We start from the raw sequence: 23,545 nt of genomic DNA, 5'->3' as shown, positions 1-23,545 counted from the left end.
AGACGGCCGGTGTGGCAAGATCACCGATGATGACACGCCGATTCGATGCCCCGGGGCCCGCCGCCCCGACCCGAGCTCCGTCCCCGAAGCTCGCCCCCGATCGGCCGCGCAACACCACCTTCACGGCCTTCGGTCTGGCGAGCGAGACCGAGCCCCTGTCGCCGGGCCTGCACATTGTGGCGACTCCCATTGGGAACCTGCGCGACATCACCATCCGGGCCCTGTCCACCTTGGCGGCCGCGGATGCGGTCCTGGCCGAGGATACCCGCGTCACCCGGAACCTGCTGGCGCATTACGGGATCACGACACCGCTGCTCGCCTATCACGAGCATTCAAACGATGCCGTGCGGGAGCGGATGATCGCGCGGCTGCGCGCCGGCGAAGCCCTGGCTCTCGTCTCGGATGCCGGGACGCCGCTGGTCTCGGATCCCGGCTACAAGTTGGTCCAGGCCGCGATCGAGGCGGGGATCGCCATCACGCCGGTTCCGGGCCCGTCGGCGGTGATGACGGCCTTGGTCGCGGCAGGTCTGCCGACCGATCGTTTCTTCTTCGAGGGCTTCCTTCCGCAGAAGGCCGGCGCCCGGCGCAACCGCCTGGAGGCACTGGTTCAGGTTCCCGGCACGCTGGTCCTGTTCGAATCGCCGCATCGCCTGCCCGACATGCTGGCCGATGCCGCTGCGGTGCTCGGCCCGGAGCGCCCGGCCGCCGTGACCCGGGAATTGACCAAGCTCTACGAAACCATCCGGCGCGATACTTTGGGCAGCCTGAGCGAGCGCTTCGCCCAGGAAGGACCGCCCAAGGGTGAGATCGTGGTGATCATCGGTGCGGCGACGACGCCGGAGCGAACGATTGATGCGGATGCCGCCCTCGACGCGCTGATCCTGTCGGCGCTGGAGCGGCACTCGATCAAAGATGCCGCCAGCCTCGTCGCTGACGAGACCGGACAGCCGCGGCGTCAGGTCTATTCGCGGGCGCTGGCTTTGGCGCGGGGCCAGGGATGAACGGGGCTGTGCCGGACCGGACCGGCCGGCGCCGCGCCGCCTATCGGCGCGGCCACCACGCCGAATGGCTGGCGCTGGCCGCACTGATGCTCAAGGGCTACTGGCCGATCGGCCGGCGCGTGAGCATGGCCGGGGGCGAGATCGACCTCGTCGTCCAGCGCTGGAACACCATCGTGTTCGTGGAGGTGAAGGCGCGTGCCAAGCGTGACGACGCGCGGGAAGCGATCGATGCCGCCAAGCGGCGGCGCTTCTCCCGCGCGGTCAGGGCGTGGATCGGGCGCAACGCGTGGTGTGCTGGTGTGACGTTCCGTGCCGACGCCGTTTTCGTCGGGGCCCGCGGGCGGCCGGCCCATGTCGAGCAGGTCTTCACGATCGAAGGGCTCTGAAGCCGCGGTCAGGAACCGCGGCGTCTCGCCTCACCCGACAGCCGCCGTGCTGGGGACGCGCCGGTTACCCGGCGTGCGTCAGGCGCGGGCGGCCCGGATCGCGCCGATCAGCGTGCGCTTGAGATCGGCTTGGCTGAAGGGCTTCTGGACGACGGGCCGGTCGCGGAACGGCTCGCGAATGCCCGCGCCGCCGTACCCGGTGGAGAAGACCAGCGGCAGGTCGCGCTTGGCGATGGCCTCGGCCACGGGATAGATCGGCTCGCCCGCCACGTTCACGTCGAGGATGGCGACCTCGAACGATTCCTGCGACGCCATTTCCAGCGCGGAGGAGAGCCGTGCGGCCGGCCCGACTACGGCACAGCCGAAATCGAGGAGCATGTCCTCCAGAAGCATGGAGATCGCGGCCTCGTCCTCGACGACGAGAACGCGGACACCGTTGAGAACGTCGTCGTTGGAGTCAGCAATCACGCCGGGCCGTCTTCCCTTCGAACGCCCCGTTTCCGGGGATTATGCCGTGCGGTCGGTCGAGCCCCGCGCACCGCGACAGCAGCGCTCGTATGAACGAGCACGGCCCGAAGGATGGCCCGCGAGACAACCTGTGGCGTCGCCCGTATTCCGCAACGTGTCAAGCGTTCCCGGCCCGTTCCGATGGCGCGACCGCGCGCTATGTTAACGCCTGATACATTTTTGTCCGCCCGGCAGCCGGGCGGATCGACGCCGGGTGATCAGTCTTCCTTGAAGACGACCTCAGCACCGCGCGTAACATGCGCGGCAAGGTCGCGGGCATTCCAATTGGTCAGCCGGATGCACCCATGGGATTCGGTCTTGCCGACCTTCTCGGGCTCCGGCGTTCCGTGGATGCCGTAGCTCGGGATCGCCAGATCGATCCAGACCAGACCGACCGGGTTGTTGGGACCGGATTGGATGGTGAACTTGTGCTGCGCGTTCACGCCCTTGAATGCGTATTTCGGATTGTACGTGTAGTCGGGATCGAACGCGACGCCCTTCACCTTGGTGTCACCGCTCGGCGCTGGCTTTTCGGAGCTGCCGATCGAGGCGGGGTAGTAGGCCAGCAGCTTTCCGTCGGCGCCGAAGGCCCGGACGTCGCGGCTCGCCTTGCCGACCTCGATGCGCTCGACCTTCGGACTTTCGGGGAGGTCCTTGGCCTTCGGCTTGTCGGTCCCCATCGGCTCGACGGCCGCGACGGCGATGACCGTGCCGGCCGTGTCCAGGGACTTGCCGGGATTGAGCGCGCTGACGAGGTCACGGCCCATGTGGAAGCGCTCTGCGAGCATCTCCCGGGCATTGGTGTACCCCAACGTCTTGAGCTCGGCCTGCTGCTCCATCTTGGGCGGGATCCGCTCGACATAGGGCCCCGAGGCGTCGGATTCGGTGATCGTATAGTCCGTGATGACGGGCTTATCGCTCGTCGCCTGGAGCTTGTCCCAAACCTCAGGATTCAGGCTCTGCGTCGCCGGAAGCCCCTGCGCCACAGCGAAGGCGGAGAGCGCGCGTTTATAGTTTTCGCCGGTCCGGCCGTCGATCGCGCCGGGATAGAAATGCGCCCGGTCGAGCAGCACCTGCGCCTTGACGATCAGCGGTTCGGGCTTCTCCGCGGACGCAGCGGCGCGGCGCGCCTTCGTGTTCGGCTTGGCCTCCCGATCCTTGCCCGCTTCCGGGGGCGCCAGGGCGGCGGCGTTCACGGTGTCGGCGGTGAGCGCCGGCGGCTGCGCCGCTTCGGTCTTCCGGTCTTTCTCGGGCTTGGCCGCAGCGCCTTGCACGACGAGACAGCTCGCCACGAGAGCCGCGCCAACGGGCCGCCAGGATTTTGGGATCATCGACGTCGCAATTCCGGAGAGCGGAGGCGCTCCCGTGCCAAAAAGCGCCGAGCCGGCCGGAACGTTCCACGCGAGGCTACTCGCACAGCCGGTGGCCGGCATTGCGCTCCCGCTGGTCCACATGAAGATGGTTGGCGTGGGCGGCGTTCGAACCCGGCCCCAGGACCGTGCGGAAGAAGCCGCAGGCCTTCGTGCGCACCGCGCCCAGGAACTGCGCCTCCTCGGAGCCGTCCGGCATCGCCTTCACGGGGATGCTTGCGCGTCCGGCGAAGGCGAAGCCCATGATGTCGGCGGCATTGGCGAAGGCATGTTCGCTCAGCTTGGCATCGATGTCGTGATTCTGGCCTCGGCAGACATAGGAGCCGCCGAGTTCGAGGGCGGTCAGGGGATGCTTCAACGTCCGCTCGGCCTCGACCTGCACCTCGGTGACCCAGCGCGCCAGGGCTTCGGCGGCCCGGCAGGTCAAGGTCGCGCCCTGCGGCAGCGCCACGCCGTCGGCGAATTTCGTCACCTTAAGCGGCAGCGGAGCGGTGCATTGCCCTTCCGCGATGGGCGCCAGCGGCTCGAAATCGACGCCGAGTCGCTTCAGGCGCGTCCGGCAGGCCGTATCGTCCGGCGGCGAGACCTTAAGGGCCAGGGCCGCCCCGCCGGACAGTTCCGGCGGGCGCTCGGGCGGCGCGGGTGGCGGCGTCGGGATCTCGGGTTTGGACGCCTCCTTCGCGGATTCCTTCGAGCCTTCCTTCGGGCTTTCCTTCGCGGATTCGGAGGCCTTTTCCCGGCCGGGATCCTTGACCGGCTCCTTCGCCGGCTCCGCGACGGCAGGCTTCAGTTCCGGAGGCCGGGCCGGCGGGGTCGGGGGTGCCGGCTCCGCAACGGGTGGCTTCAGCGTCTCAGGGCGTTCGGGCGGCAGGGGCGGGGGCGTCGGCACCGAGGCGGCGGGCGTTTCGGCGGCCCCGACCGGATCGGCGGCGAGCAGGCCGAGCGCCAATGCAAGGGCCACCCCGGCGCGCAAGACGGACGGAGGGCGGATCGACAGAGTGCGTCCCGGCATGGGGCCTCGAAGCGTGGGCGTTGGCCTCTACAACGGACGAGACGCCATTCGGATCGCGCCCATGTGGTTGACGGACCCGTCGAACGGGCCACTGTCTTTCCGATCGCGCCGGCAGACCCCATGTCGGCGCACCGGCGGCGCGGACAGACGCGGCGTCGCGTGGACGTATCGTTGAGGACCGCATGTCGGACGCAGCTGATGCCGGGCTCCCGAGCCTGCCGCAGGACAATCCCTTCCGCGAGGCGCATTGGAGCACCCCGCACGGCCTTCCGCCGTTCGAGCGGATCCGACCGGAGCACTACGGGCCGGCCTTCGCAGCGGCGCTAGAGGCCCACGCTTCCGAGATCCGCGTGATCGCGAGCCAGGACGCTCCGGCCACCTTCGGCAACACCGTGGAGGCCATGGAGCGGGCCGGCCTCGCCCTCGAGCGCGTCGCCGGCGTCTTCTACAATCTGACCGGCAGCCATACGAACCCGGAGCTTCAGGCCATCGAGCGCGAGATCGGCCCCAAGCTCGCCCGGCATGGAAGCGCCATCTACCTGAATCCCGAGCTCTGGTCCCGGATCTCGGCGATCGCGCCCGAGGGCCTGGAGCCGGAGGAGCGCCGGGTCCTCGACCGATACCGGATCCGCTTCCGGCGGTCGGGGGCCGATCTCGCGCCCGAGGACAAGGCCCGCATGGCGGAGATCGCGGCACGCCTGTCGGAACTCGGCACGCGGTTCAGCCAGAATCTCCTGGCCGACGAGAGCAGCTTCATCCTGCCGCTTCGGGGCGAGAAGGATCTGGCCGGCCTGCCGCCGTTCCTGCGGGCCGCCGCCGAGAGCGCCGCCAAGGAGCGCGGCCTCGACGGGCACGTCATCACTCTGTCGCGCTCGCTGATCGAGCCCTTCCTGGTCTTCTCGACCCGGCGCGACCTGCGCGAGCGCGCCTATGCGGCCTGGACCCGGCGCGGCGAGAACGGCGGCGAGACCGACAACCGTGCGATCCTCGCCGAGATCATCCGGTTGCGCGCGGAGCGGGCGCGGCTTCTCGGGTTCGCGAGCTTCGCCCATTTCGCCCTGGACGACACGATGGCGGCGAGTCCCGAAGCGGCGACCGGGCTCTTGCGCGACGTCTGGACGCCCGCCCGGGCGCGGGCGGCCGAAGAGCGGGACCGCCTCCAGGCGACGATCCAGGCCGAAGGCCACAACTTCGCGCTCCAGGCGCACGATTGGCGGCACTACGCCGAGAAGGTGCGTCGCGCCGAGCACGACCTCGACGAGAGTGAGATCAAGGCCTACCTGCCGTTGGAGCGGATGATCGAGGCGGCGTTCGACACGGCCTCCCGGCTGTTCGGCCTGACCTTCACGGAACTCTCCGACGTCCCCCGGTATCATCCCGATGTCCGGGTCTGGCGGGTCGGCAATCCCGACGGGTCCGAGGTGGGCCTCTTCCTCGGCGATTATTTCGCCCGGGCCTCGAAGCGGTCCGGCGCCTGGATGAGCGCCTTCCGCTCGCAGGAGCGCCTGAACGGCCCGATCACGCCGATCATCGTCAACGTGATGAACTTCGCCAAGGCGCCGGACGGCGAGAGCACGCTGCTGTCCTTCGACGACGCACGCACCCTGTTCCACGAATTCGGCCACGCCCTGCACGGTCTGCTATCGGACGTGACCTACCCGCTCCTGTCCGGAACGGCCGTGTCGCGGGACTTCGTCGAACTGCCCTCGCAGCTCTACGAGCATTGGCTGGAGCAGCCGGAGGTCCTGCGCGCCCACGCGCGGCATCATCGGACCGGCGAGCCCATGCCCGACGCCCTGCTGCAGAAGCTGCTGGCGGCACGGACCTTCAACCAGGGTTTCGCCACGGTGGAGTACACCGCCTCGGCCATCGTCGACATGACGCTGCATCTCTCGGCGGAGGGCGAGGCCGGGCTCGACGTCCCCGTGTTCGAGTCCGAAGCGTTGCGGCGGATCAACATGCCCGCCGAGATCAGCATGCGGCACCGGACACCGCACTTCGCCCACATCTTCTCGGGGGACGGCTACGCGGCCGGGTACTACAGCTATCTCTGGTCGGAGGTGCTCGATGCGGACGCGTTCGACGCGTTCCGCGAAGCGGGCGACATCTTCGATCCGGAGACGGCCAAGCGGCTGCGGACCTTTGTGTACGGTGCCGGCAACCTGCGCGATCCGCGCGAGGCCTACACGGCCTTCCGCGGGCGGATGCCCAGCATCGAGCCGCTGTTGAAGAAGCGCGGGCTGGCGGCCTGAGCCGCGCGCCCGCGGTAAGGGTTTCGTAAACAAACGTCCTTAACGAACGCTTGCAGCGCGAGGCCGCGTGCGGAGTTCGGGGCGATGACGAAGATCCAAGCCAAGCAGGCCGTTTCCGAGGGCATCTCGCCGGCGGATCTGCTCAAAGCTGTGGTGACCGGAAAGGCGGAAGTTGCCCCGGCGGCGACCGCGTCCGTGGAGCCTCCCGCGGGCAAGGGCTTCGCTCGTCCGTTCCTGTCGCGCCTCGATCATAAGCGGCTCGCGCTCCCAGGCGCGGCTTTGGCCGTCGGCGCAATTCTGGGCGGGAGCGTGATGGTGCTCTCCCGCCCGGCAGCCGTGCGGCCCGATGCGATTGCGGCTCTCGAAACCACGCTCGATGCCGGCCGGACCGAAACCGTTCGGCTGGCCGGCGACATCGCGCAGCTCCACACCGTCCTCGCCGACCTTCGCGCCTCAACCGACGCCGCGCGGAAAGAGGCCGCGAACCGCAGCAGCGCCCTCGGCGAGCGTCTGGCGCAGGTGGACAAGACTCTCAATGCCAAGGTCGCGGCGCTCGGCGAGCGCCTTGAGCAGGTCGAGCGCGAGCACACCGCCCGGCTCACCGGCCTTGCCGCGCAGCTTGAGCGCCGGACAGCCGCGACACCGGTCGCCGCGAAGGCAGAGCCGACCCAGACGGGAAGCATCGGCGAGCCCGCCCGCGCCAGCGAGGGGAAGCCCGAGGTCAAGGTGGCGGACGCCAAGGCAGGCGAGGCCAAGGCAGGCGAGGCTAAGACTGGCGAGGCCAAGATTGGCGAGACCAAGCAGAAACCGGCGGCCTTCGACAGGCCGCCGGTGATCGAAGGCTGGGCTCTGCGGGACGTCTACGAGGGCACGGCGGTTTTGGAGAATCGGCGCCGCCGCCTGGTCGAGGTCTCGCCCGGCGACATCCTTCCGGGCGTCGGTCGCGTGGAAGGCGTCGAGCGACACGGACGGGAATGGGTGGTCGTGACGCGCCAGGGTCTCGTCACGTCGCAGCCCTGGTAGGCTGACCGAATCCGAACAGCCTCAGCGGCTGGGACAGCCGGTCGGGGCCAGTTCGCCGGGCGCAATCGGGAAACGCGGCTCGATCGTCATCGGATCGGCCAAGGCCGCCGCGCGCTCTGCCCGTTGGCGCCCGTGCCTCAGAGCGCGGGTCTGCGCCGCGCGGGTCGGATGCAGGATGGCAGCGAGCAGGGTCTGCCCTTCAAACTCGCTGTCCAGGTTTTTGGCTTCGAAGACGGGCATGGCCGGCCTGCTTGGGAGCGGAACTGGACACTGCCAAAGGCGTCGATCCAGCCCGCATCCCTAATAACGGGGATCGCGTGGACAGGTTCCGTCAAGCTTTCGCCTCGAAACCTCTTTTTTACCTTCGTCCAGGCGGCACCCGAATGCAGTGCGACCGCGCACATCGATGGGCGTCAGACGAATTGGTTCAAGCCGGGGATCGAGCCGATGATCGGGCCCATCGCGTCCTCGCCCACCTTCTCGCGACCGAAAGCGAACAGCTCCTGGCCGAGGGGCTGCATCTGACCCATCGGGACACCGGCGGCCATCAGCTTCTGACCCAAAGCCATGACGCCGCCGCCGCCCATCATGCCGCCGAGCATGCCCATCAGACCGCCGCCGCCGCTCTCGCCGGCATTCGACTCGGCGATCAGGGACTCTGAGCCCGGCAGGGCAGCTAGGAGTTGACCGACCTCGGTCGCCGGCCCTTCCTTCTGCAGGAAGGCCAGGATGTGCCCGATGGCGGTCTGAGCGGTCGCGGCGTCGAGCCCGGTGCGGGTGGTGACGCGGGCGAGCAGTTCTTCCATGGTGATGATCTCTTCGGAACGCTTCCAGACGTCATTCGACTCTGAGGCGTCGGAAATCAAGCGCGCGGCCCAGCATCCTCGGGAAACTCTCCGGCTGCGCACGGAGGAGCGTCACCCCTCGACCGGATCGAGGACGCCGACCGCCAAGCCCCGGGAACGACGTCCCCTGACCGCGGATCCACGGCCTGGAAGACGGAGGGGCGGCGGACCCCGCATCAACGGCGCGCTGCGTTACAGCGGGCCCGCTGACGCAGTGTCCGATCTCGCCAAGATCAGCGACATCCGGTAGACCCACCACCAATCTTGAACCGTTCCAGATCGCCGCGCGGCCGATCTTCAGGGAGTTGTCGCACCATGCGGGTCGGCCTGTTCGTGCCGTGCTACGTCGACGCCTTCGAGCCCGAGGTGGGGATCGCCACCCTCGAGCTGCTGGAGCGGCTCGGCTGCACGGTGGAATACCCTTACGATCAGACGTGCTGTGGTCAGCCGATGGCCAATACCGGTTGCCACGCCGAAGCCGCCGCCACCGAAGCGCTGTTCGTGAAGAACTTTTCCGGCTTCGACTATGTCGTCGCGCCGTCGGGATCCTGCGTCCACCAAGTCCGCGAGCATCTCACCGCGATCCCCCAGACCGACGCGGTGCGCCACGTCCGTGCCAGCACCTACGAGCTGGTGGAATTCCTGCACGACGTGCTGAAGGTCGAGGACCTGCCCTGGACGAACTTCCCTCATAAGGTCGCCTATCACACCAACTGCAACGCGTTGCGCGGCATCCATCACGCGCGGCCATCCGAGTTGGTAAAGCCCTACTATTCGAAGCCCCTCGACCTGCTGCGCCTTGTCAAGGGTGTCGAGCTCGTCGATCTCGCCCGGCCGGACGAGTGCTGCGGCTTCGGCGGGACCTTCTCGGTGTTCGAGCCCGCCGTCTCGGCCAAGATGGGCTACGACAAGGTGGCCGACCAGAATCGCGCCGGCGCCCAATATGTCGTCTCGGCGGATTCCTCCTGTCTCATGCACCAGAAGGGCTGCGCCGAGCGCCTGGGCCTGCCCCTCAAGTACATCCACATCGCCCAGGTGCTGAACGGAGCCACCGCATGAGCGCCGAGGATCTGAATCCCCGCGAGCGCGACGGCGTCATCCACCCGGAGGTGCGCGCCAGCCACGACGAGAGTGAACGCGCGCAGGACGGACGGCGCCTCCAGCACGCCGAGGCGGCCTCGAAGCCGATCCGCGCGCCCCAGGTCCGTGAGCCGCAGCCCCGCGGCGCGAAGATCCGGGGTGACCGTCCGATCAATCAGTCCGAGGCCGCCGAGCGCTTCCTCGCCGCGCCGCTGCACCAGGCTGCCCACGACGAGCGGCTGTGGGACCTGCGCAAGAAGCGCGACGTCTCGGCCCACGGCATTCCCGAATGGGAGGAGCTCCGCGAGCTCGCCTCGCAGATCAAGACGCACACGCTGAGCCATCTCGACCGCTATCTCGAGCAGTTCGAGGCAGCCGCGAAAGCCAACGGCGTCCATGTCCACTGGGCCAAGGACGGGGCCGACCACAACCGGATCGTCCTGGAGATCCTGCGGAGCCACGGCGCCAGGACGCTGGTGAAGTCGAAGTCGATGCTCACCGAGGAGTGCGGCTTCCGCCACCACATGGCGGCGAACGGGATCGAGGTGATCGAGACCGACCTCGGCGAGCGGATCCAGCAGCTCGACAACGAGGAGCCGAGCCACGTCGTCGCGCCGGCGGTCCACAAGACCCGGATGGACGTGGCCGAGGTCTTCGCCAAGACGCTCGGGACGGACCCGGACAACGACGACGCCCACTATCTCGCCGAGAGCCAGCGGGAGACGACCCGCCCCTACATCCTGAAGGCCGATGCCGGCATGACCGGCTGCAACTTCGCGATCGCGGAGACCGGATCGGTCGTCACCTGCACCAACGAGGGCAATGCCGATCTCTCCGGCAACGTGCCGCCGCTGCAGATCCACTCCATCGGCATCGAGAAGATCATCCCGAAGGTCGAGCATCTCGGCGTCTTCATCCGCCTGCTGTCGCGCTCGGCGCTCGGCTCGCCGATCACCCAGTACACCTCGCATTTCCGCGCGCCGCGGGCGGGCACCGAGATGCACATGGTGCTGGTCGACAACGGCCGCTCCGAGCGCCTCGGCATGGAGGAGTTCTGGACCTCCCTGAAATGCATCCGCTGCGGCGCCTGCATGAACACCTGCCCGGTCTACCGGCGCTCGGGCGGCCTCTCCTACGGGGCGACCTATTCGGGGCCGATCGGGCTGATCATCGATCCGACCTTCAACAAGCGCAAATACTCGACGCTGCCGTTCTCCTCGACGATGAACGGCTCGTGCACCAACGTCTGCCCGGTGAAGATCAACATCCACGAGCAGATTTTCGCGTGGCGCAAGGTGCTGGTCGAGGAGCACCAGATCCCGGCGCTCAAGCAGGGCATGATGAAGGCCGCCGGCGCGGTCCTGTCGCGCCCGGCCGCCTACCGGGCCGCGATCGGCGCGGCGGATTCCGCCCTGAAGGTCCTGCCGCGTTTCGCCGTCTACAATCCGCTCAACACCTGGGGGAAGAAGCGCGAGATGCCCGACGCCCCGCGCCAGACCTTCCACGCCTGGTACAAGCAGAACCGCATGAAGGACACGCGTCGATGAGCGCCCGCGACGCGATCCTGGACGGCATCCGCAGGAACCGGCCGGCCGGCGATTTCCCGCTGCCAGAGGTGCCGCAGTTTACGCCCCTCGTCGGCGACGACCATGTGGCCGAGTTCGGCGAGCGGCTGAAGCGGATGGGCGGCCGGGTGGCGGAACCCGGCGCCGGTGATGTCTTCGCGGGGGTCCGCGAGCGACTCGATGCGGCCCAGGTGATTGCCTCCGCGGTACCGGAACTGACCGGCAACCGGGACCTTCGGAGCGTCCGCGCCCCGCAGGAGGTCGAGGACGTGGACGTGGCGGTGGTGCGCGCCGTGTTCGGCATCGCCGAGACGGGATCGGTGCTGTTCACGGAGGATCAGCTGATCGTCAACGCGGTCGCCTATCTCGCGCAGCACCTCGTCGTTCTGCTCGATCCCGCCGATATCGTGCCCAACGTGCAGGCCGCCTATCGCCGGCCGGAATTCGGCCGCTCGGCCTACGCGGTTCTGCACACCGGACCGTCGGCGACCGCCGACATCGAGGGCGTGCTGATCCACGGCGCGCAGGGCGTGCGCTCGCTCACGGTGCTGATGCTGCCGCGGCGCGCCTGAACCGGAACCCACGATCGGGCGCGCCCCTTGCTTGGGCGGCGGATAGGCCGTCATCCGGCAAGGAGATCCGATGCGCTACATCCTCGGTTGCAGCCTGTCATACAATATTCTGTCGGACACCACCTTCATCTTCAATCTGGAGGTGGCAAAGCTGAAGAGCGTCGAGATCCTGACCGAGAGCTTGGTCCTGACGCCGAACCTCAAGCGCGACCTCTACACCACGCCCGACCACCAGAACCGCTATCTCGCGGTCAACGTGCCGACCGGCCAGTTCGCGCTGGAGTACAATGCCGAGGTCGATCTCACGGTGCATCGGGCCGATCCCGCGACGATCAACGAGACGCCGATCGGGCAATTGCCCCTCGACATCCTGCCCTTCCTGCTGCCGAGCCGGTTCGTGTCCTCGGACCGGCTGACGCCGTTCGCTCTGGCCGAGTTCGGCGCGCTGCCCAAGGGCTATGGCCGCGTGAACCAGATCTGCAACTGGATCCACGACCACATCGCCTATCAGCCGGGCTCCAGCGACGGCGAGACCACCGCGCATGAGTCGCTGCTCAAGCGCGCCGGCGTATGCCGCGATTTCGCGCATCTCGGCGCCGCCTTCTGCCGGGCTCTCGGCATCCCGGCCCGGTTCGTGAGCTGCTACGCCCACGGGCTCGTTCCGAGCGACTTCCACGCCGTGTTCGAAGCCTATCTCGACGGCCGCTGGTGGCTGTTCGACGCCACACGGCAAGCCGACCTCGACGGGCTGGTGCGGATCGGCGTCGGACGCGATGCCGCCGAGATCGCCTTCTCGACGCCCTTCGGCAACATGCAACCGGTCAACCAGCAGGTGCGGATTCAGCGCGCGGACGGGCAGGGCAGCCCGATGCCGCGCACGGTCGACGCCATCTCCACCGAGATCCCGGCGCCGCAGAGCGGGGCGGCCTGAGCCGCGACCCGCCTGGGATCAGGCCATCCCGTGATCCTGTGATCCCGTCCGGCCGGTCGCCGGCGGACGCCGTCACGGGATCGTCTTCCCGCATCGGAAAGCGTGCCCACCGGTGGGGTCGCCTGGACATACGCCCTGTCCCGGGCGGGCTATGGTGCGGTCCTGCAGGGCCCGCGTTCGAACGAACCGCGGATCCGGTCCCACGGGTTATTTCCCGATCCGCCCAGGTCTTTCTGGCGCAGACCGCGCACGGCGATAATGCTGCGCCGACGATCTCCGGCCGGTTTTGCCGCGGCGCGGCCGGATTCCTCTGCGAAGATCCGCGCTGATCCTGAAGACTAGACGGATCGAGGCGGATCACCGGGCGGTGCCGTCGCGATTGTCCTTCTTTTGGTCCTGGCGAGCGAAATGGCTCCAAGCGTGGCTGTGGCGGGGTCGCAACACCGTAAAACGATCCCGGCTCCGCCCCGAGACCTGCCTGTAAACGCCGCGATCCCGCCATAGTCCGGGCCCACCTCAAGATCCGCGGTAAACGGCAATCTCGACAACGATTTACCGATCGGAAACGAGGACTTCCCGAGCACGCGGATGAATATCCCGGCGCTTCGCGAACGGCGACGCGCCGCGGTTCAGCGCACCCTCGGGATCGGCTGTGCGAAGGCTTGGTCTGAAGTCATGGTGACGCGTTTGAACGACAAGTCGAAGCTGCCGAGCCGCCACGTCACTGAGGGGCCGGACCGCGCCCCGCACCGCTCCTATCTCTATGCCATGGGTCTGACGCGCGAGCAGATCCACCAGCCGCTGGTCGGCGTCGCCTCCTGCTGGAACGAGGCCGCGCCCTGCAACATCTCGCTGATGCGCCAAGCGCAGGCGGTGAAGAAGGGCGTCGCCGCCGCCAACGGCACGCCGCGCGAATTCTGCACCATCACGGTGACCGACGGGATCGCCATGGGCCATGGCGGCATGCGCGCGTCGCTGCCGTCCCGCGAGGTCATCGCCGATTCGGTCGAGCTGACCATGCGGGGCCATGCCTACGATGCCCTGGTGGGACTTGCCGGCTGCGACAAGTCCCTGCCGGGGATGATGATGGCCATGGTGCGCCTCAACGTCCCCTCGATCTTCATCTACGGGGGCTCGATCCTGCCGGGCTCGTTCCGCGGCAAGCCCGTGACCGTCCAGGATCTGTTCGAGGCTGTCGGCAAGGTCGCCGTCGGCGACATGAGCCTGGAGGATCTGGACGAGCTGGAGCAGGTCGCCTGTCCGTCGGCCGGCGCCTGCGGCGCGCAGTTCACCGCCAACACGATGGCAACCGTCTCCGAGGCGATCGGCCTCGCGCTGCCTTACTCGGCCGGCGCCCCGGCCCCGTACGAGATCCGCGACAAGTTCTGCGCCACCGCCGGCGAGAAGGTGATGGAGCTTCTCGCGAATCGGATCCGCCCGCGGGACATCGTCACCCGCAAGGCGCTGGAGAACGCCGCCACCGTGGTGGCCGCCTCCGGCGGCTCCACGAACGCCGCCCTGCACCTGCCGGCCATCGCGCATGAATGCGGCATCGAATTCACGCTGTTCGACGTGGCGGAGATCTTCCGCCGCACGCCCTACATCGCCGACTTGAAGCCCGGCGGGCGCTACGTCGCCAAGGACATGTTCGAGGTCGGCGGCATCCCGCTGCTGATGAAGACGCTCCTGGACCACGGCTTCATGCACGGCGACTGTCTGACGGTCACCGGCCGCACCATCGCCGAGAACATGGACCGGGTGACCTGGAACCCGGACCAGGACGTCGTCTACCCGGCCAACCGGCCGATCACCCCGACCGGGGGCGTCGTGGGCCTGAAGGGCAACCTCGCCCCCGAGGGCGCCATCGTGAAGGTCGCGGGCATCCCGGCCGAGAAGCAGGTCTTCACCGGCCCGGCCCGGGTGTTCGACGGCGAGGAGGCCTGCTTCGCGGCCGTGCAGTCGCGCGGCTACAAGGAAGGTGAGGTCCTCGTCATCCGCTACGAGGGGCCCCGGGGCGGTCCCGGCATGCGCGAGATGCTGTCGACCACCGCGGCGCTCTACGGGCAGGGCATGGGCGACAAGGTGGCGCTGATCACCGACGGGCGTTTCTCGGGCGCGACACGCGGCTTCTGCGTCGGCCATGTGGGACCCGAAGCCGCCGTGGGCGGTCCGATCGGCCTGATCCGCGACGGCGACGTCATCACCCTCGATGCCATCCAGGGCACGCTCAGCGTCGCTCTCTCGGACGAGGAACTCGCCGAGCGGCGGAAGGCCTGGACGCCGCGTCCGAACTCCGCGACCTCCGGCTACCTCTGGAAATACGCGCAAGGCGTCGGCCCGGCGCTTTACGGCGCCGTGACCCATCCGGGAGGTGCCAAGGAGACGCAGAGCTATGCGGACGTCTAGGACTGACCTCAGCCGGCGCAGGGCGCCGGTCGGGGCCGATCCCGGTCGGTTCCGGTTCGCCCGCGGCCTCGCCGTCGCGACCTGGGCGCTCGCTTTGCTTGCGCTCCCGGTCGAGACCTCGCGTGCGCTCGACGCCAATGTCCGCACGCCCGTTCAGGTGCCGGTCGCCGACAAGAGCTATCGCTCGGCCAAGGACGCGCTTCGGGCCGGCATGCGGGAGTACAATGCCGGCGACAAGCAGGGCGCGGCCCGCGCCCTCGAATACGCGGCCGGCCAGGGCCACGCCCTGGCTCTGTGGAAGCTCGGCCGGATGTATGCCGACGGCGACGGCGTGCCCCATGACGACTTGAAGGCGTTCGAGTTCTTCTCTCGGATCGCCGATGCCAGCACCGATGACGGCCCCGACCCGCAGAACTCGGCGGTTCTGGGCAGCGCCTTCACGGCTCTGGGCACCTATTTCCTGGAAGGGATCAAGGGCACCTACGTGCGCCCGAATCCCGAACGCGCTTACGACATGTTCAACTACGCCGCGTCGTACTACGGAGATCCCAACGCGCAGTACAATCTCGCTCGGCTCTACCTCGACGGGACGGGCGTCGAGGCCGATCCGAAGCAGGCGGCGCGCTGGTTCAACCTCGCGGCCGAGAAGGGCCACCATCCGGCGCAGGCACTGCTCGGGGACATGCTGGTCAACGGTCTCGGCGGGATCCCGATCCAGCGGGTGAGGGGCCTGATGTGGCTCTCCCTCGCGCGGGAAGGGGCAGAAGCGCGGAAGGACGACTGGATCGTCGCGCTCTACGACAAGAACTGGGCGGCCGCGAGCGAGGACGACCGCGCCGAGGCGCAAACGCAACTGCAAACCGTGGGCTCGATCCGGCGGCGGCGCTGAGCGCCGCCGCCGGATCGCCCGGCCGGTTCAGCCCTTCTTGGCCTCGAGTGCGGCCTTGAACGACGGCCGCGCCAGCGTGGCGTCGACATAGGCCGCAAGCTTGGGCCAGCGGTCGGCATCGACCTTCGCCTGCGCCAAGTGCAGATTGTAGAAGCTGGTCGCGATGGAGATGTCGGCGATGCTGAACGCGTCACCGACCAGATACGGGCCCGAGATCTCGCGCTCCAGATAGTCGAACAGCGGCGGCAGGTCCGTGTCGAGCGCCTGGGCGACCGCACCTTCGTCGGTCGGCTGCTTCATCATGTTGGGTTTCAGCACCCGCTGGACGAAAGGCACGATCAGCTTCGCGAACAGTTCGGTGTCGCCGAACTTGTCGAACCAGACGGCGCGGCCGAGCGCCTTCGGTTCGGTCGGAACGAGGGCCGGCGTCGGGTGCTTCCGCTCCAGATACCAGAGGATCGCCGAGGAATCGGCAAGGCGGAAACCGTCGTCCTCGATGGCTGGGATCTTCCCGAGCGGGCTCGCCGCCTGGAAGTCGGCATCCGGCGCGTGGAACATCACAGGCCTGTGCTCGTAGGCGATGCCCTTCTCGGCAAGCGAGACCAGGACCTTGCGGACGTAGGGCGAATAGCCGGTACCGTAGACGATCAAGCGTGGCTCCTGAGCTGAAAGACGGGCGGCGACCGGTCTGGTCGCTGCACCCGCCAACATGGGTTATCTTTTCAGCCGGCCGTCAGTTCCACCGTCACCGGCACATGATCGGACGGCTTGTCGAGCCCGCGCAGATGCTTTTGGACCGAGGCCGAGACCAGGCGGTCGCCGGCCTGGGGCGACAGCAGCACGTGATCGATGCGGATCCCGGCATTTCGCTGCCAGCAGCCGGCCTGGTAATCCCAGAAGGTGTAGAGCCCATCGCGCGGGTCGCAGGCGCGCAGCGCATCGGTATAGCCCTCGGCGAGAAGCGCCCGGAACGCCGCGCGGGTCGTCCCGAGAAAGAGCGCGTCGGAGCGCCAAGCCTCCGGATCGGCCGCATCGGCAGGTTCCGGGATGACGTTGTAGTCGCCCGCCAGCACCACCGCGATCTCGTCCTGCAGGAGTGCCCGGGCGTGGAGCCGCAGCCGCTCCATGAAGGCGAGCTTGTAGGCGTATTTCGGGCTGTCCACCGGATTGCCGTTCGGCAGATAGATCGACGCCACGCGGACCGGGCGCGTCTCCGCACCGGAGATGAGAGCCTCGATGTAGCGGGCCTGCTCGTCCGACGCATCGCCCGGAAGCCCGCGCCGGATCTCGGAGAGGGTGAGCGGTTCCCGGACGAGGAGCGCCACGCCGTTATAGGCCTTCTGGCCCAGCGTCTCGACCGTGTAGCCCGCCGCCTCGATGTCGGCCCGCGGGAAGGCCTCGTCCTGACACTTGAGTTCCTGCAGGCAGACCACGTCGGGCCGCGCTTCCTCGAGGAAGGCGAGAAGATGCGGGAGCCGCTGCTTGATCGAATTGACGTTCCAGGTGGTGATCCGCATCGCCTCGCTTCCGGTCGCCGCTGGGCCGTCATCCGCGCTTCGCGTCGCGCTGACAAGGCCATCCCGGCGCAAGGACGGGGATCTAGGGTCGGCGGATGGACTGGTTCGAGCCGGTGAGAGCCTATTGCGAGCGCGGCGGTCCGCAATTCTGGGCCGAGCCGGCCAACGCCCTGTCGAACGCGGCTTTCCTCGTGGCGGCTGCCGCTGCTGCACGACGCGCTTCCGCAGCCGAGCCGCCGGACCGAGCCGGCCTCGCCCTATCCGCCCTGGTCGGGGTGGTGGGCATCGGCTCGTTCCTGTTTCACACGCTGGCGGTCTACTGGTCGATGCTGGCCGACGTGATCCCGATCGCCCTGTTCATCTACGCGTATCTCGCGCTCGCCCTGCGGCGATTCCTGAGGCTGGCGCCGATCCGGGTCGCTGCGGCGACGGGGGGCTTCGCGCTCCTCGGCTTCGCCCTCACGCCCGTGCTCGACGGGCTTACCGGCCTCGACGTCGCGCGGCTCACCAACGGATCGGTCGACTACCTGCCCGCTCTGCTGGCGCTGTTCGGGATTGCGGGCGCGGTCACGCGTCGGCCGGAGGAGCGCTTTCTCGGGACCGGGCGGCGGCTCGCCGGGATCGGCCTCCTGTTCCTGATCTCGCTCGCCGCGCGGACCGCCGATCAGGCCGCCTGCACGCTTCTGCCGACCGGCACCCATCCGCTCTGGCACGTGCTGAACGCCGTCATCCTCTACGCCCTGGTGGCGACGGCGGTGCGGCACCGCGAGTCCGCCGGGTGAGCCGTCCGGCGATCCGGGGCCGTTTCCTTGCGGGCGGTGCGGAATTCTTGCAGAAGTGCGCCGCATCGGGCGCCCGGCCCATCACGGTCGCCCGGGTACGGAAGGGGTCATGACAGTGAGCTTTCGCCTCGGGATCGCCGGACTCGGGACCGTCGGTGCGTCCGTGGTCCGGATGGTCGAGCGCCGCCGCGCCGCCTTCAACGCCGCGGGCCTCGATCTCCGCGTCACGGCGGTGTCCTCGCGCGACCGCACCCGGGACCGCGGCCTCGACCTCGCCGGCATCGAATGGTTCGACGATCCGGTGGCGCTCGCCCGGTCCGGTTCCGTGGACTGCGTGGTCGAGCTGATCGGCGGCGCCGAAGGACCGGCCAAGGCGGTGGTGGAGGCGGCGCTGGATGCCGGCAAGCCGGTGGTGACCGCCAACAAGGCGCTGCTTGCCCGCCACGGTGCCGCCCTCGCCACGCGCGCCGAGGACAAGGGCGTAGCCCTCGCCTTCGAGGCGGCGGTGGCCGGCGGCATCCCGGTGATCAAGACCCTCCGCGAGGGCCTGCCGGGCAACACGATCTCCCGCGTCTACGGAATTCTCAACGGCACCTGCAACTACATCCTCAGCCGCATGGAGCGCGAGGGCCTGACCTTCGAGGCCTGCCTGAAGGATGCGCAGGCCCTGGGCTACGCCGAGGCCGATCCGACCTTCGACGTCGAAGGTTTCGACACGGCCCACAAGCTCGCGCTTCTGACGAGCCTGGCCTTCGGGACCGCAGTCGACTCCGAGGGCGTGTCGGTGGAGGGCATCTCCCGGGTGCAGCCTCTCGACCTGCGCATGGCGGACGAGCTCGGCTACCGGATCAAGCTCCTCGGCGTCGCGCAGGCGGCCGAGGCCGGCATCGAGCAGCGGGTCCACCCGACGATGGTGCCGAAATCCTCCGCCATCGCGCAGGTCATGGGCGTGACCAACGCCGTGACGATCGACGCGGATGCGGTGGGCGAGCTGACGCTGATCGGTCCCGGTGCCGGCGGCGAGGCGACGGCCTCCGCGGTCGTGGCCGACATCGCCGACGTGGCGCGCGGCGTGATCCGCCCGACCTTCGGCATTCCGGCCGCCGCGATGTGCCCCAGTGAGCGCGTGGAGATGCAGCGGCACGAGGGCGGCTACTACATCCGCCTCACCGTCCATGATCGCCCGGGCGTCGCGGCGGGTGTCGCTCAGCGGATGGCCGAGCGGGAGATATCCTTGGAGAGCATCCTGCAACGCCGCATCGAGGGCGCGGAGACGGATCCGCACGGCCGCTCCGGACGGCCCGTGCCGCTGGTGCTGATCACCTATGCGGCGACCGAGGGTAACATTCGGGACGCCCTCGACGCGATCGGCGCCGACGGCCTGCTGGCGGAGCCGCCGCAGGTGATCCGGATCGAGCGCGAATAACAGTGCATGCCGGACGGTGATCCGCGAGACCCTGATGCAGGATAGTGGGCGCCCGCGAACAGGGGTATAGGCTTGGCGGCCGTCATTCGACGGCGTCCACCCGGGATCCGACCTCAAGATCGGGCTCGGACAAAGGCAGGAAACCATGGCTGAGGCCCCCAAGTCGGCATCGCGCGGCGTCCCGCGCACGCTCGCCCTCGAACTCGCCCGGGTCACGGAGCGCGCCGCCATCGCCGCCGCGCGATTGCGCGGTCAGGGCGACGAGAAGGCGGCGGACCAGGCGGCGGTCGACGCGATGCGCGACGAGCTGAACAGCCTGCCCATCCGCGGAACCGTGGTGATCGGCGAGGGGGAGCGCGACCAAGCGCCGATGTTGTTCATCGGGGAGCAGCTCGGTCTCGGCGAGGGGCCGGAGGTCGACATCGCGGTGGATCCGCTGGAGGGAACGACCCTCTGCGCCAAGGACATGCCCGGGGCGATCGCGGTCATGGCGATGGCCGAGCGCGGCTCGCTCCTCGCGGCCCCCGACGTCTACATGCAGAAGATCGCCATCGGGCCGGGCTATCCGCCGGGTCTCGTCGATCTCGACGCCAGTCCCACCGACAACATCGCTGCCCTGGCCCGGGCCAAGGGGGTCGAGCCGAAGCAGATCACGGCCCTGATCCTCGACCGGCCCCGGCACGCCGCCCTCGTGGCCGAGGTGCGGGCGGCCGGCGCGGCGGTCCGCCTGATCTCGGACGGCGACATCGCGGGGATCATCTTCACCGCGAGCCCCGAGGAGACGGGCATCGACATCTATCTCGGAACCGGGGCGGCTCCCGAAGGCGTCCTGGCCGCCGCGGCGATGCGCTGCATCGGCGGCCAGATGCAGGGACGCCTGATCCTCGACACCCCCGACCGGCGGCGCCGGGCCGCCGAGATGGGCATCGAGGATCTCGACCGGAAATACGATCTGACCGACCTCGCGAGCGGCGACGTCATCGTGGCCGCCACGGGCATCACGGACGGGGCGCTTCTGCGGGGCGTCCGATTCCGACCGGACCGGATCCAGACCGAGACGCTGGTCTACCGTTCCGAGGCCGGCACGGTCCGGCGAATCCTCGGCGAGCACCGCCGCGGCCTGACCTGAAGCCGCAGGCCGCTGCCGCCGGTTCTACCGGCGGCGCGGCTGATCGCGGTTCAGCCGGGCATCAATTCAGCACGACCACCTTGGTGCCGACATTGACGCGGCTGAACAGGTCGATCGCGTCCTGGTTGATCATGCGGATGCAGCCCGACGACACGCTCTTGCCGATGGAGAAAGGCTCCAGAGTCCCGTGGATGCGGAACAGCGTGTCCTTGTTGCCCTGCCAGAGGTACATGGCCCGGGCGCCGAGGGGATTGCGCAGGCCGCCCGAGACGCCGAGGCCGCTCTGCAGCTTGTCGACCTCGCTCGCGAGCTTCGGGCTGCGGGCGATCATCTCCTTGGGCGGATACCAGTCAGGCCAGGCCTGCTTGGAATTGACCGTCGCGGTGCCCGACCACGAGAAGCCTTGCTTGCCGACACCGACGCCGTAGCGGCGGGCCCGGCCGTTGCCCTCCACCAGGGTCAGTTGGTGGGCCCGCGGGTCGACGATGATCGTCCCCGGCTCGTAGGGCCCGTGATAGGCGATCTCCTGGCGCAAGAAGGCCGGGTTCATTTTCTTGTAGTTGAACGCCTGCACCGGGAACACGTCGTCGGTGATCGGGCCATAGATCTTGGCGTAATCGATCGGCTCGTTGTCGGGCGCGCGCAGGATGGCCTTCGCCTTCGCGGCTTCCAGGGGCGAAAGACCTTCGGCGGGCGGTGCCCCGCCCGGACGGGCCGGGACGGTCGCGTCGGGGTCGAAGCTGGCGGCTGGAGGCGCGACGGGCGCCTGGACCGCCGGGGCGGGGCGCACGAAATCCGTGCGGCCCGTATAGGGCAGGTAGCGGCCGCCGCGACGCACATAGAGCGCACCGCTCTGATCCTGATAGAGCTGGCCGTCATCGCCGAACCCGTCGATGCCGGCATCGCCGACCGGGCCGCGGCCCTGGGCGTGAACGGTCGAGGCGAAGGCGAGGACTGTGAAGCCGGCCAGGAGAAGGCGACGGATCGAGGCGGACATGGATCGAAATTCCTCGGGAGGCGACACCGGGACTTGCCGCGGCGCGCAATCGAGCGGGCCTGCACGAAGTCGCGGCGGAGCTCGTCCCGGGGCTTAGCAAAACTCACGCTTTGCCGCCAAGTTGCCGACCGTGATCGAAGGCAATTTACTGGGTCTTCCGGACCGTTTCTCCGCCCCTGTGTTGCGCGCATGCAGCAACCATTACGAGCTGCGGCGCTCACCGATCCGTGATGGCGCCGTCCGGCCGCCCATTTACTCGGCAGGCCTGCCTCGATGAACGGCAGCGGTTGGATCGATTCCGAACCGATCCCGGGTCCGACCGTTTGGGGCGATCGGCGCGTCGCGCATCAAACCCGACGTGGCACGCATGCTGCATTGCCGGATCAGCCGCGCCTGCTGCGGCGGCGGAGCAACGGCGCTCCAAACAGCGGACGGTGTGAGTCCGGATCCCCGGCATGAGCGACCGCGCAGCGGTTCGCCTCCTTTCGACGAGCACCAGCTATGGCCAGCTTCAAAACGGTGATGAAGTCGGGTCACCCCCCGACGCTGTTCGCGGCATTCCTCTATTTCGATTTCTGCTTCGCCATCTGGGTCCTGAACGGCGCCATGGGCCCGTTCATCACCGAGACCTTCAAGCTCACGCCGGCCCAGACCGGCTTCATGATCTCCCTTCCGATCCTCGCCGGGGCGCTGATGCGCTTCCCGCTTGGAATTCTGGCCCAGTATATCGGCCGCAAGAATGCCGCGATCACCGAGATGAGCGTGATCATGCTGGCGATGGCCTACGGATATCTCTTCGTCTCGTCCTACAACGACGTGCTCGCCATGGGCGTCCTGCTGGGCATCGCCGGCGCGTCCTTCGGCGTTGCACTGTCCCTCGGATCGGGATGGTTCCCACCGGAGCACAAGGGCTTGGCGATGGGCATCGCGGGCGCCGGCAACTCCGGCACCGTGCTGGCCGTGCTGTTCGCCCCGCCGCTGGCGCAGGCCTATGGCTGGCAGACCACCTACGCCTTCGCCGGCATCGTCATGCTCCTGCCGCTGGCGATCATGATCGTGCTCGCCAAGGAGCCGCCGGATTGCGAGCACCAGTCGTTCAAGGAACACGTCTCCTGCCTCTTCACCAAGGACGGCTGGGCGTTCTCGCTGATCTACGTCATCACCTTCGGCGGCTTCATCGGCCTGTCGAACTTCCTGCCGACCTTCTTCTACGAGCAGTTCGCCGTGACGAAGGTCGAGGCCGGGCGCCTGACCATGCTGGCAGCCTTCATGGGCTCGGGGATTCGGATCGTCGGCGGCTACTTCGCCGATCGGATGGGCGGGATCGCCGTGCTGTCGGTGGTGCTGCTCGCGGCGATCGCCACGCTCCTGTCCCTGACGGCGACCCCGTCGCTGGCATTGACCACGATCCTGTTCATGCTGTGCTTCGCGGCGCTTGGGGCCGGCAACGGCGCCCTCTTCCAGCTCGTTCCCCTCCGGTGGCCCAACAACACCGCCGTCGCCGGCTCGATGATCGGCGAGATCGGGGCCCTCGGAGGCGCCATCCTTCCGAACGTCATGGGCCTGTCCAAGCAGTATACCGGGTCGTTCTCCATCGGCTTCATCGGCTACGCCGCCTTCACGGCGGTCGTGCTCGGCTGCCTCGCCCTCTGGCAGCGGAAGTGGGTCGGAAGCTGGGTCGGGCCTCGCGGCAAGGCCCTGGGCACAGCGACCGAAGCCGAACAGAACCAGCTGCAGCCCGTCACGGCCTGACAGCCCGCGTCGCGAACGCGATCACCCAGAACGGGGGCCCGGGCGGCCCCCGTTTTCCGTTGGGGCGACCGGATCGATCGCGCGCCGGATACAAGTCGGCGGT

At 68.6% G+C, this 23,545-nt stretch carries 22 protein-coding genes; 14 read left to right on the top strand and 8 right to left on the bottom strand.

The genetic code is table 11. The features are described from left to right. The first annotated feature begins 29 nt into the window (after window positions 1-29). Together rsmI and P9K36_RS16230 are read left to right on the top strand one after the other, a co-directional pair. Window positions 30-1,001, top strand: coding sequence for a 16S rRNA (cytidine(1402)-2'-O)-methyltransferase (gene rsmI, locus P9K36_RS16235; protein WP_043345837.1), 972 nt, complete (start codon window positions 30-32; stop codon window positions 999-1,001). Then, window positions 998-1,387 (top strand): YraN family protein, encoded by a 390-nt coding sequence (locus P9K36_RS16230; RefSeq protein WP_278305510.1) that lies wholly within the window; start codon window positions 998-1,000, stop codon window positions 1,385-1,387. The genes rsmI and P9K36_RS16230 overlap by 4 nt, the downstream gene beginning before the upstream one ends. 78 nt (window positions 1,388-1,465) lie before the next feature. Here P9K36_RS16230 and P9K36_RS16225 read toward each other — a convergent pair whose 3' ends face one another. The 3 genes from P9K36_RS16225 to P9K36_RS16215 all read right to left on the bottom strand — a co-directional run bounded on the left by P9K36_RS16225 (window position 1,466) and on the right by P9K36_RS16215 (window position 4,276). Beyond that, window positions 1,466-1,855, bottom strand: a complete 390-nt coding sequence (locus tag P9K36_RS16225) for a response regulator (RefSeq protein WP_278305509.1) — start codon at window positions 1,853-1,855, stop codon at window positions 1,466-1,468. A 257-nt stretch (window positions 1,856-2,112) separates the two neighbouring features. Then, window positions 2,113-3,225, bottom strand: a complete 1,113-nt coding sequence (locus tag P9K36_RS16220; protein WP_278305508.1) for a L,D-transpeptidase — start codon at window positions 3,223-3,225, stop codon at window positions 2,113-2,115. 76 nt (window positions 3,226-3,301) lie between these two features. After that, on the bottom strand, window positions 3,302-4,276 hold the full coding sequence (locus P9K36_RS16215; protein ID WP_278305507.1) for an extensin family protein: 975 nt from the start codon (window positions 4,274-4,276) through the stop codon (window positions 3,302-3,304). A gap of 182 nt (window positions 4,277-4,458) precedes the next feature. Here P9K36_RS16215 and P9K36_RS16210 point away from each other — a divergent pair, with 182 nt between their 5' ends. Further along, window positions 4,459-6,528 carry a M3 family metallopeptidase gene (locus tag P9K36_RS16210; RefSeq protein ID WP_278305506.1) on the top strand — a complete coding sequence of 690 codons (2,070 nt, stop codon included), beginning with the start codon at window positions 4,459-4,461 and terminating at the stop codon, window positions 6,526-6,528. Between the two features lie 312 nt (window positions 6,529-6,840). Next, window positions 6,841-7,551 (top strand): hypothetical protein, encoded by a 711-nt coding sequence (locus P9K36_RS16205; RefSeq protein WP_278305505.1) that lies wholly within the window; start codon window positions 6,841-6,843, stop codon window positions 7,549-7,551. Window positions 7,552-7,572: 21 nt separating this feature from the next. Here P9K36_RS16205 and P9K36_RS16200 read toward each other — a convergent pair whose 3' ends face one another. Further along, window positions 7,573-7,791 (bottom strand): hypothetical protein, encoded by a 219-nt coding sequence (locus tag P9K36_RS16200; RefSeq protein WP_043345819.1) that lies wholly within the window; start codon window positions 7,789-7,791, stop codon window positions 7,573-7,575. A gap of 173 nt (window positions 7,792-7,964) precedes the next feature. After that, entirely contained in the window at window positions 7,965-8,357 is a 393-nt protein-coding gene (locus P9K36_RS16195) for a DUF2267 domain-containing protein (protein WP_043345824.1), read from the bottom strand. A 354-nt stretch (window positions 8,358-8,711) separates the two neighbouring features. Here P9K36_RS16195 and P9K36_RS16190 point away from each other — a divergent pair, with 354 nt between their 5' ends. From P9K36_RS16190 to P9K36_RS16165, 6 genes are all read left to right on the top strand, one after another. Continuing rightward, window positions 8,712-9,455 carry a (Fe-S)-binding protein gene (locus P9K36_RS16190; RefSeq protein WP_043380077.1) on the top strand — a complete coding sequence of 248 codons (744 nt, stop codon included), beginning with the start codon at window positions 8,712-8,714 and terminating at the stop codon, window positions 9,453-9,455. Next, the gene (locus P9K36_RS16185) at window positions 9,452-11,023 is read left to right on the top strand and encodes a lactate utilization protein B (protein ID WP_278305504.1); all 1,572 of its coding nucleotides are present in this window, start codon (window positions 9,452-9,454) and stop codon (window positions 11,021-11,023) included. Before P9K36_RS16190 ends, P9K36_RS16185 begins: the two co-directional genes overlap by 4 nt. Beyond that, window positions 11,020-11,613, top strand: a complete 594-nt coding sequence (locus P9K36_RS16180) for an LUD domain-containing protein (protein ID WP_278305503.1) — start codon at window positions 11,020-11,022, stop codon at window positions 11,611-11,613. The genes P9K36_RS16185 and P9K36_RS16180 overlap by 4 nt, the downstream gene beginning before the upstream one ends. Before the next feature lie 70 nt (window positions 11,614-11,683). Beyond that, a complete protein-coding gene (locus P9K36_RS16175; RefSeq protein ID WP_053609889.1) occupies window positions 11,684-12,544 on the top strand; it encodes a transglutaminase family protein in 861 nt (286 codons plus the stop codon). Between the two features lie 675 nt (window positions 12,545-13,219). After that, the gene (gene ilvD, locus P9K36_RS16170) at window positions 13,220-14,950 is read left to right on the top strand and encodes a dihydroxy-acid dehydratase (protein ID WP_278305502.1); all 1,731 of its coding nucleotides are present in this window, start codon (window positions 13,220-13,222) and stop codon (window positions 14,948-14,950) included. Further along, window positions 14,937-15,839 (top strand): tetratricopeptide repeat protein, encoded by a 903-nt coding sequence (locus tag P9K36_RS16165; protein ID WP_043345803.1) that lies wholly within the window; start codon window positions 14,937-14,939, stop codon window positions 15,837-15,839. Before ilvD ends, P9K36_RS16165 begins: the two co-directional genes overlap by 14 nt. A gap of 27 nt (window positions 15,840-15,866) precedes the next feature. On the opposite strand, the gene P9K36_RS16160 is transcribed toward P9K36_RS16165, so the two are convergent. Both P9K36_RS16160 and xth read right to left on the bottom strand, forming a co-directional pair. Then, window positions 15,867-16,490, bottom strand: coding sequence for a glutathione S-transferase family protein (locus P9K36_RS16160; RefSeq protein ID WP_043380068.1), 624 nt, complete (start codon window positions 16,488-16,490; stop codon window positions 15,867-15,869). Between the two features lie 71 nt (window positions 16,491-16,561). Beyond that, a complete protein-coding gene (gene xth, locus P9K36_RS16155; protein WP_075380449.1) occupies window positions 16,562-17,356 on the bottom strand; it encodes an exodeoxyribonuclease III in 795 nt (264 codons plus the stop codon). Between the two features lie 95 nt (window positions 17,357-17,451). On the opposite strand from xth, the gene P9K36_RS16150 reads away from it, so the two are divergent. From P9K36_RS16150 to glpX, 3 genes are all read left to right on the top strand, one after another. Then, window positions 17,452-18,138, top strand: coding sequence for a ceramidase domain-containing protein (locus P9K36_RS16150; protein WP_278305501.1), 687 nt, complete (start codon window positions 17,452-17,454; stop codon window positions 18,136-18,138). 109 nt (window positions 18,139-18,247) lie between these two features. Then, window positions 18,248-19,564: a homoserine dehydrogenase gene (locus P9K36_RS16145; RefSeq protein ID WP_278305500.1), complete on the top strand. Its 1,317-nt coding sequence runs from the start codon at window positions 18,248-18,250 to the stop codon at window positions 19,562-19,564. 145 nt (window positions 19,565-19,709) lie between these two features. After that, on the top strand, window positions 19,710-20,693 hold the full coding sequence (glpX, locus tag P9K36_RS16140; protein WP_043345791.1) for a class II fructose-bisphosphatase: 984 nt from the start codon (window positions 19,710-19,712) through the stop codon (window positions 20,691-20,693). Between the two features lie 61 nt (window positions 20,694-20,754). Here glpX and P9K36_RS16135 read toward each other — a convergent pair whose 3' ends face one another. Further along, a complete protein-coding gene (locus P9K36_RS16135) occupies window positions 20,755-21,690 on the bottom strand; it encodes a L,D-transpeptidase (RefSeq protein WP_043758118.1) in 936 nt (311 codons plus the stop codon). A 501-nt stretch (window positions 21,691-22,191) separates the two neighbouring features. On the opposite strand from P9K36_RS16135, the gene P9K36_RS16130 reads away from it, so the two are divergent. Next, window positions 22,192-23,442, top strand: coding sequence for an MFS transporter (locus P9K36_RS16130; RefSeq protein ID WP_043380057.1), 1,251 nt, complete (start codon window positions 22,192-22,194; stop codon window positions 23,440-23,442). Window positions 23,443-23,545: the final 103 nt, after the last annotated feature.

The organism is Methylobacterium sp. 391_Methyba4 (assembly GCF_029691625.1).
In the GTDB taxonomy this organism is placed as follows: Bacteria; Pseudomonadota; Alphaproteobacteria; order Rhizobiales; family Beijerinckiaceae; genus Methylobacterium; species Methylobacterium fujisawaense.
This window is presented reverse-complemented; position numbering and strand designations above follow the sequence as displayed.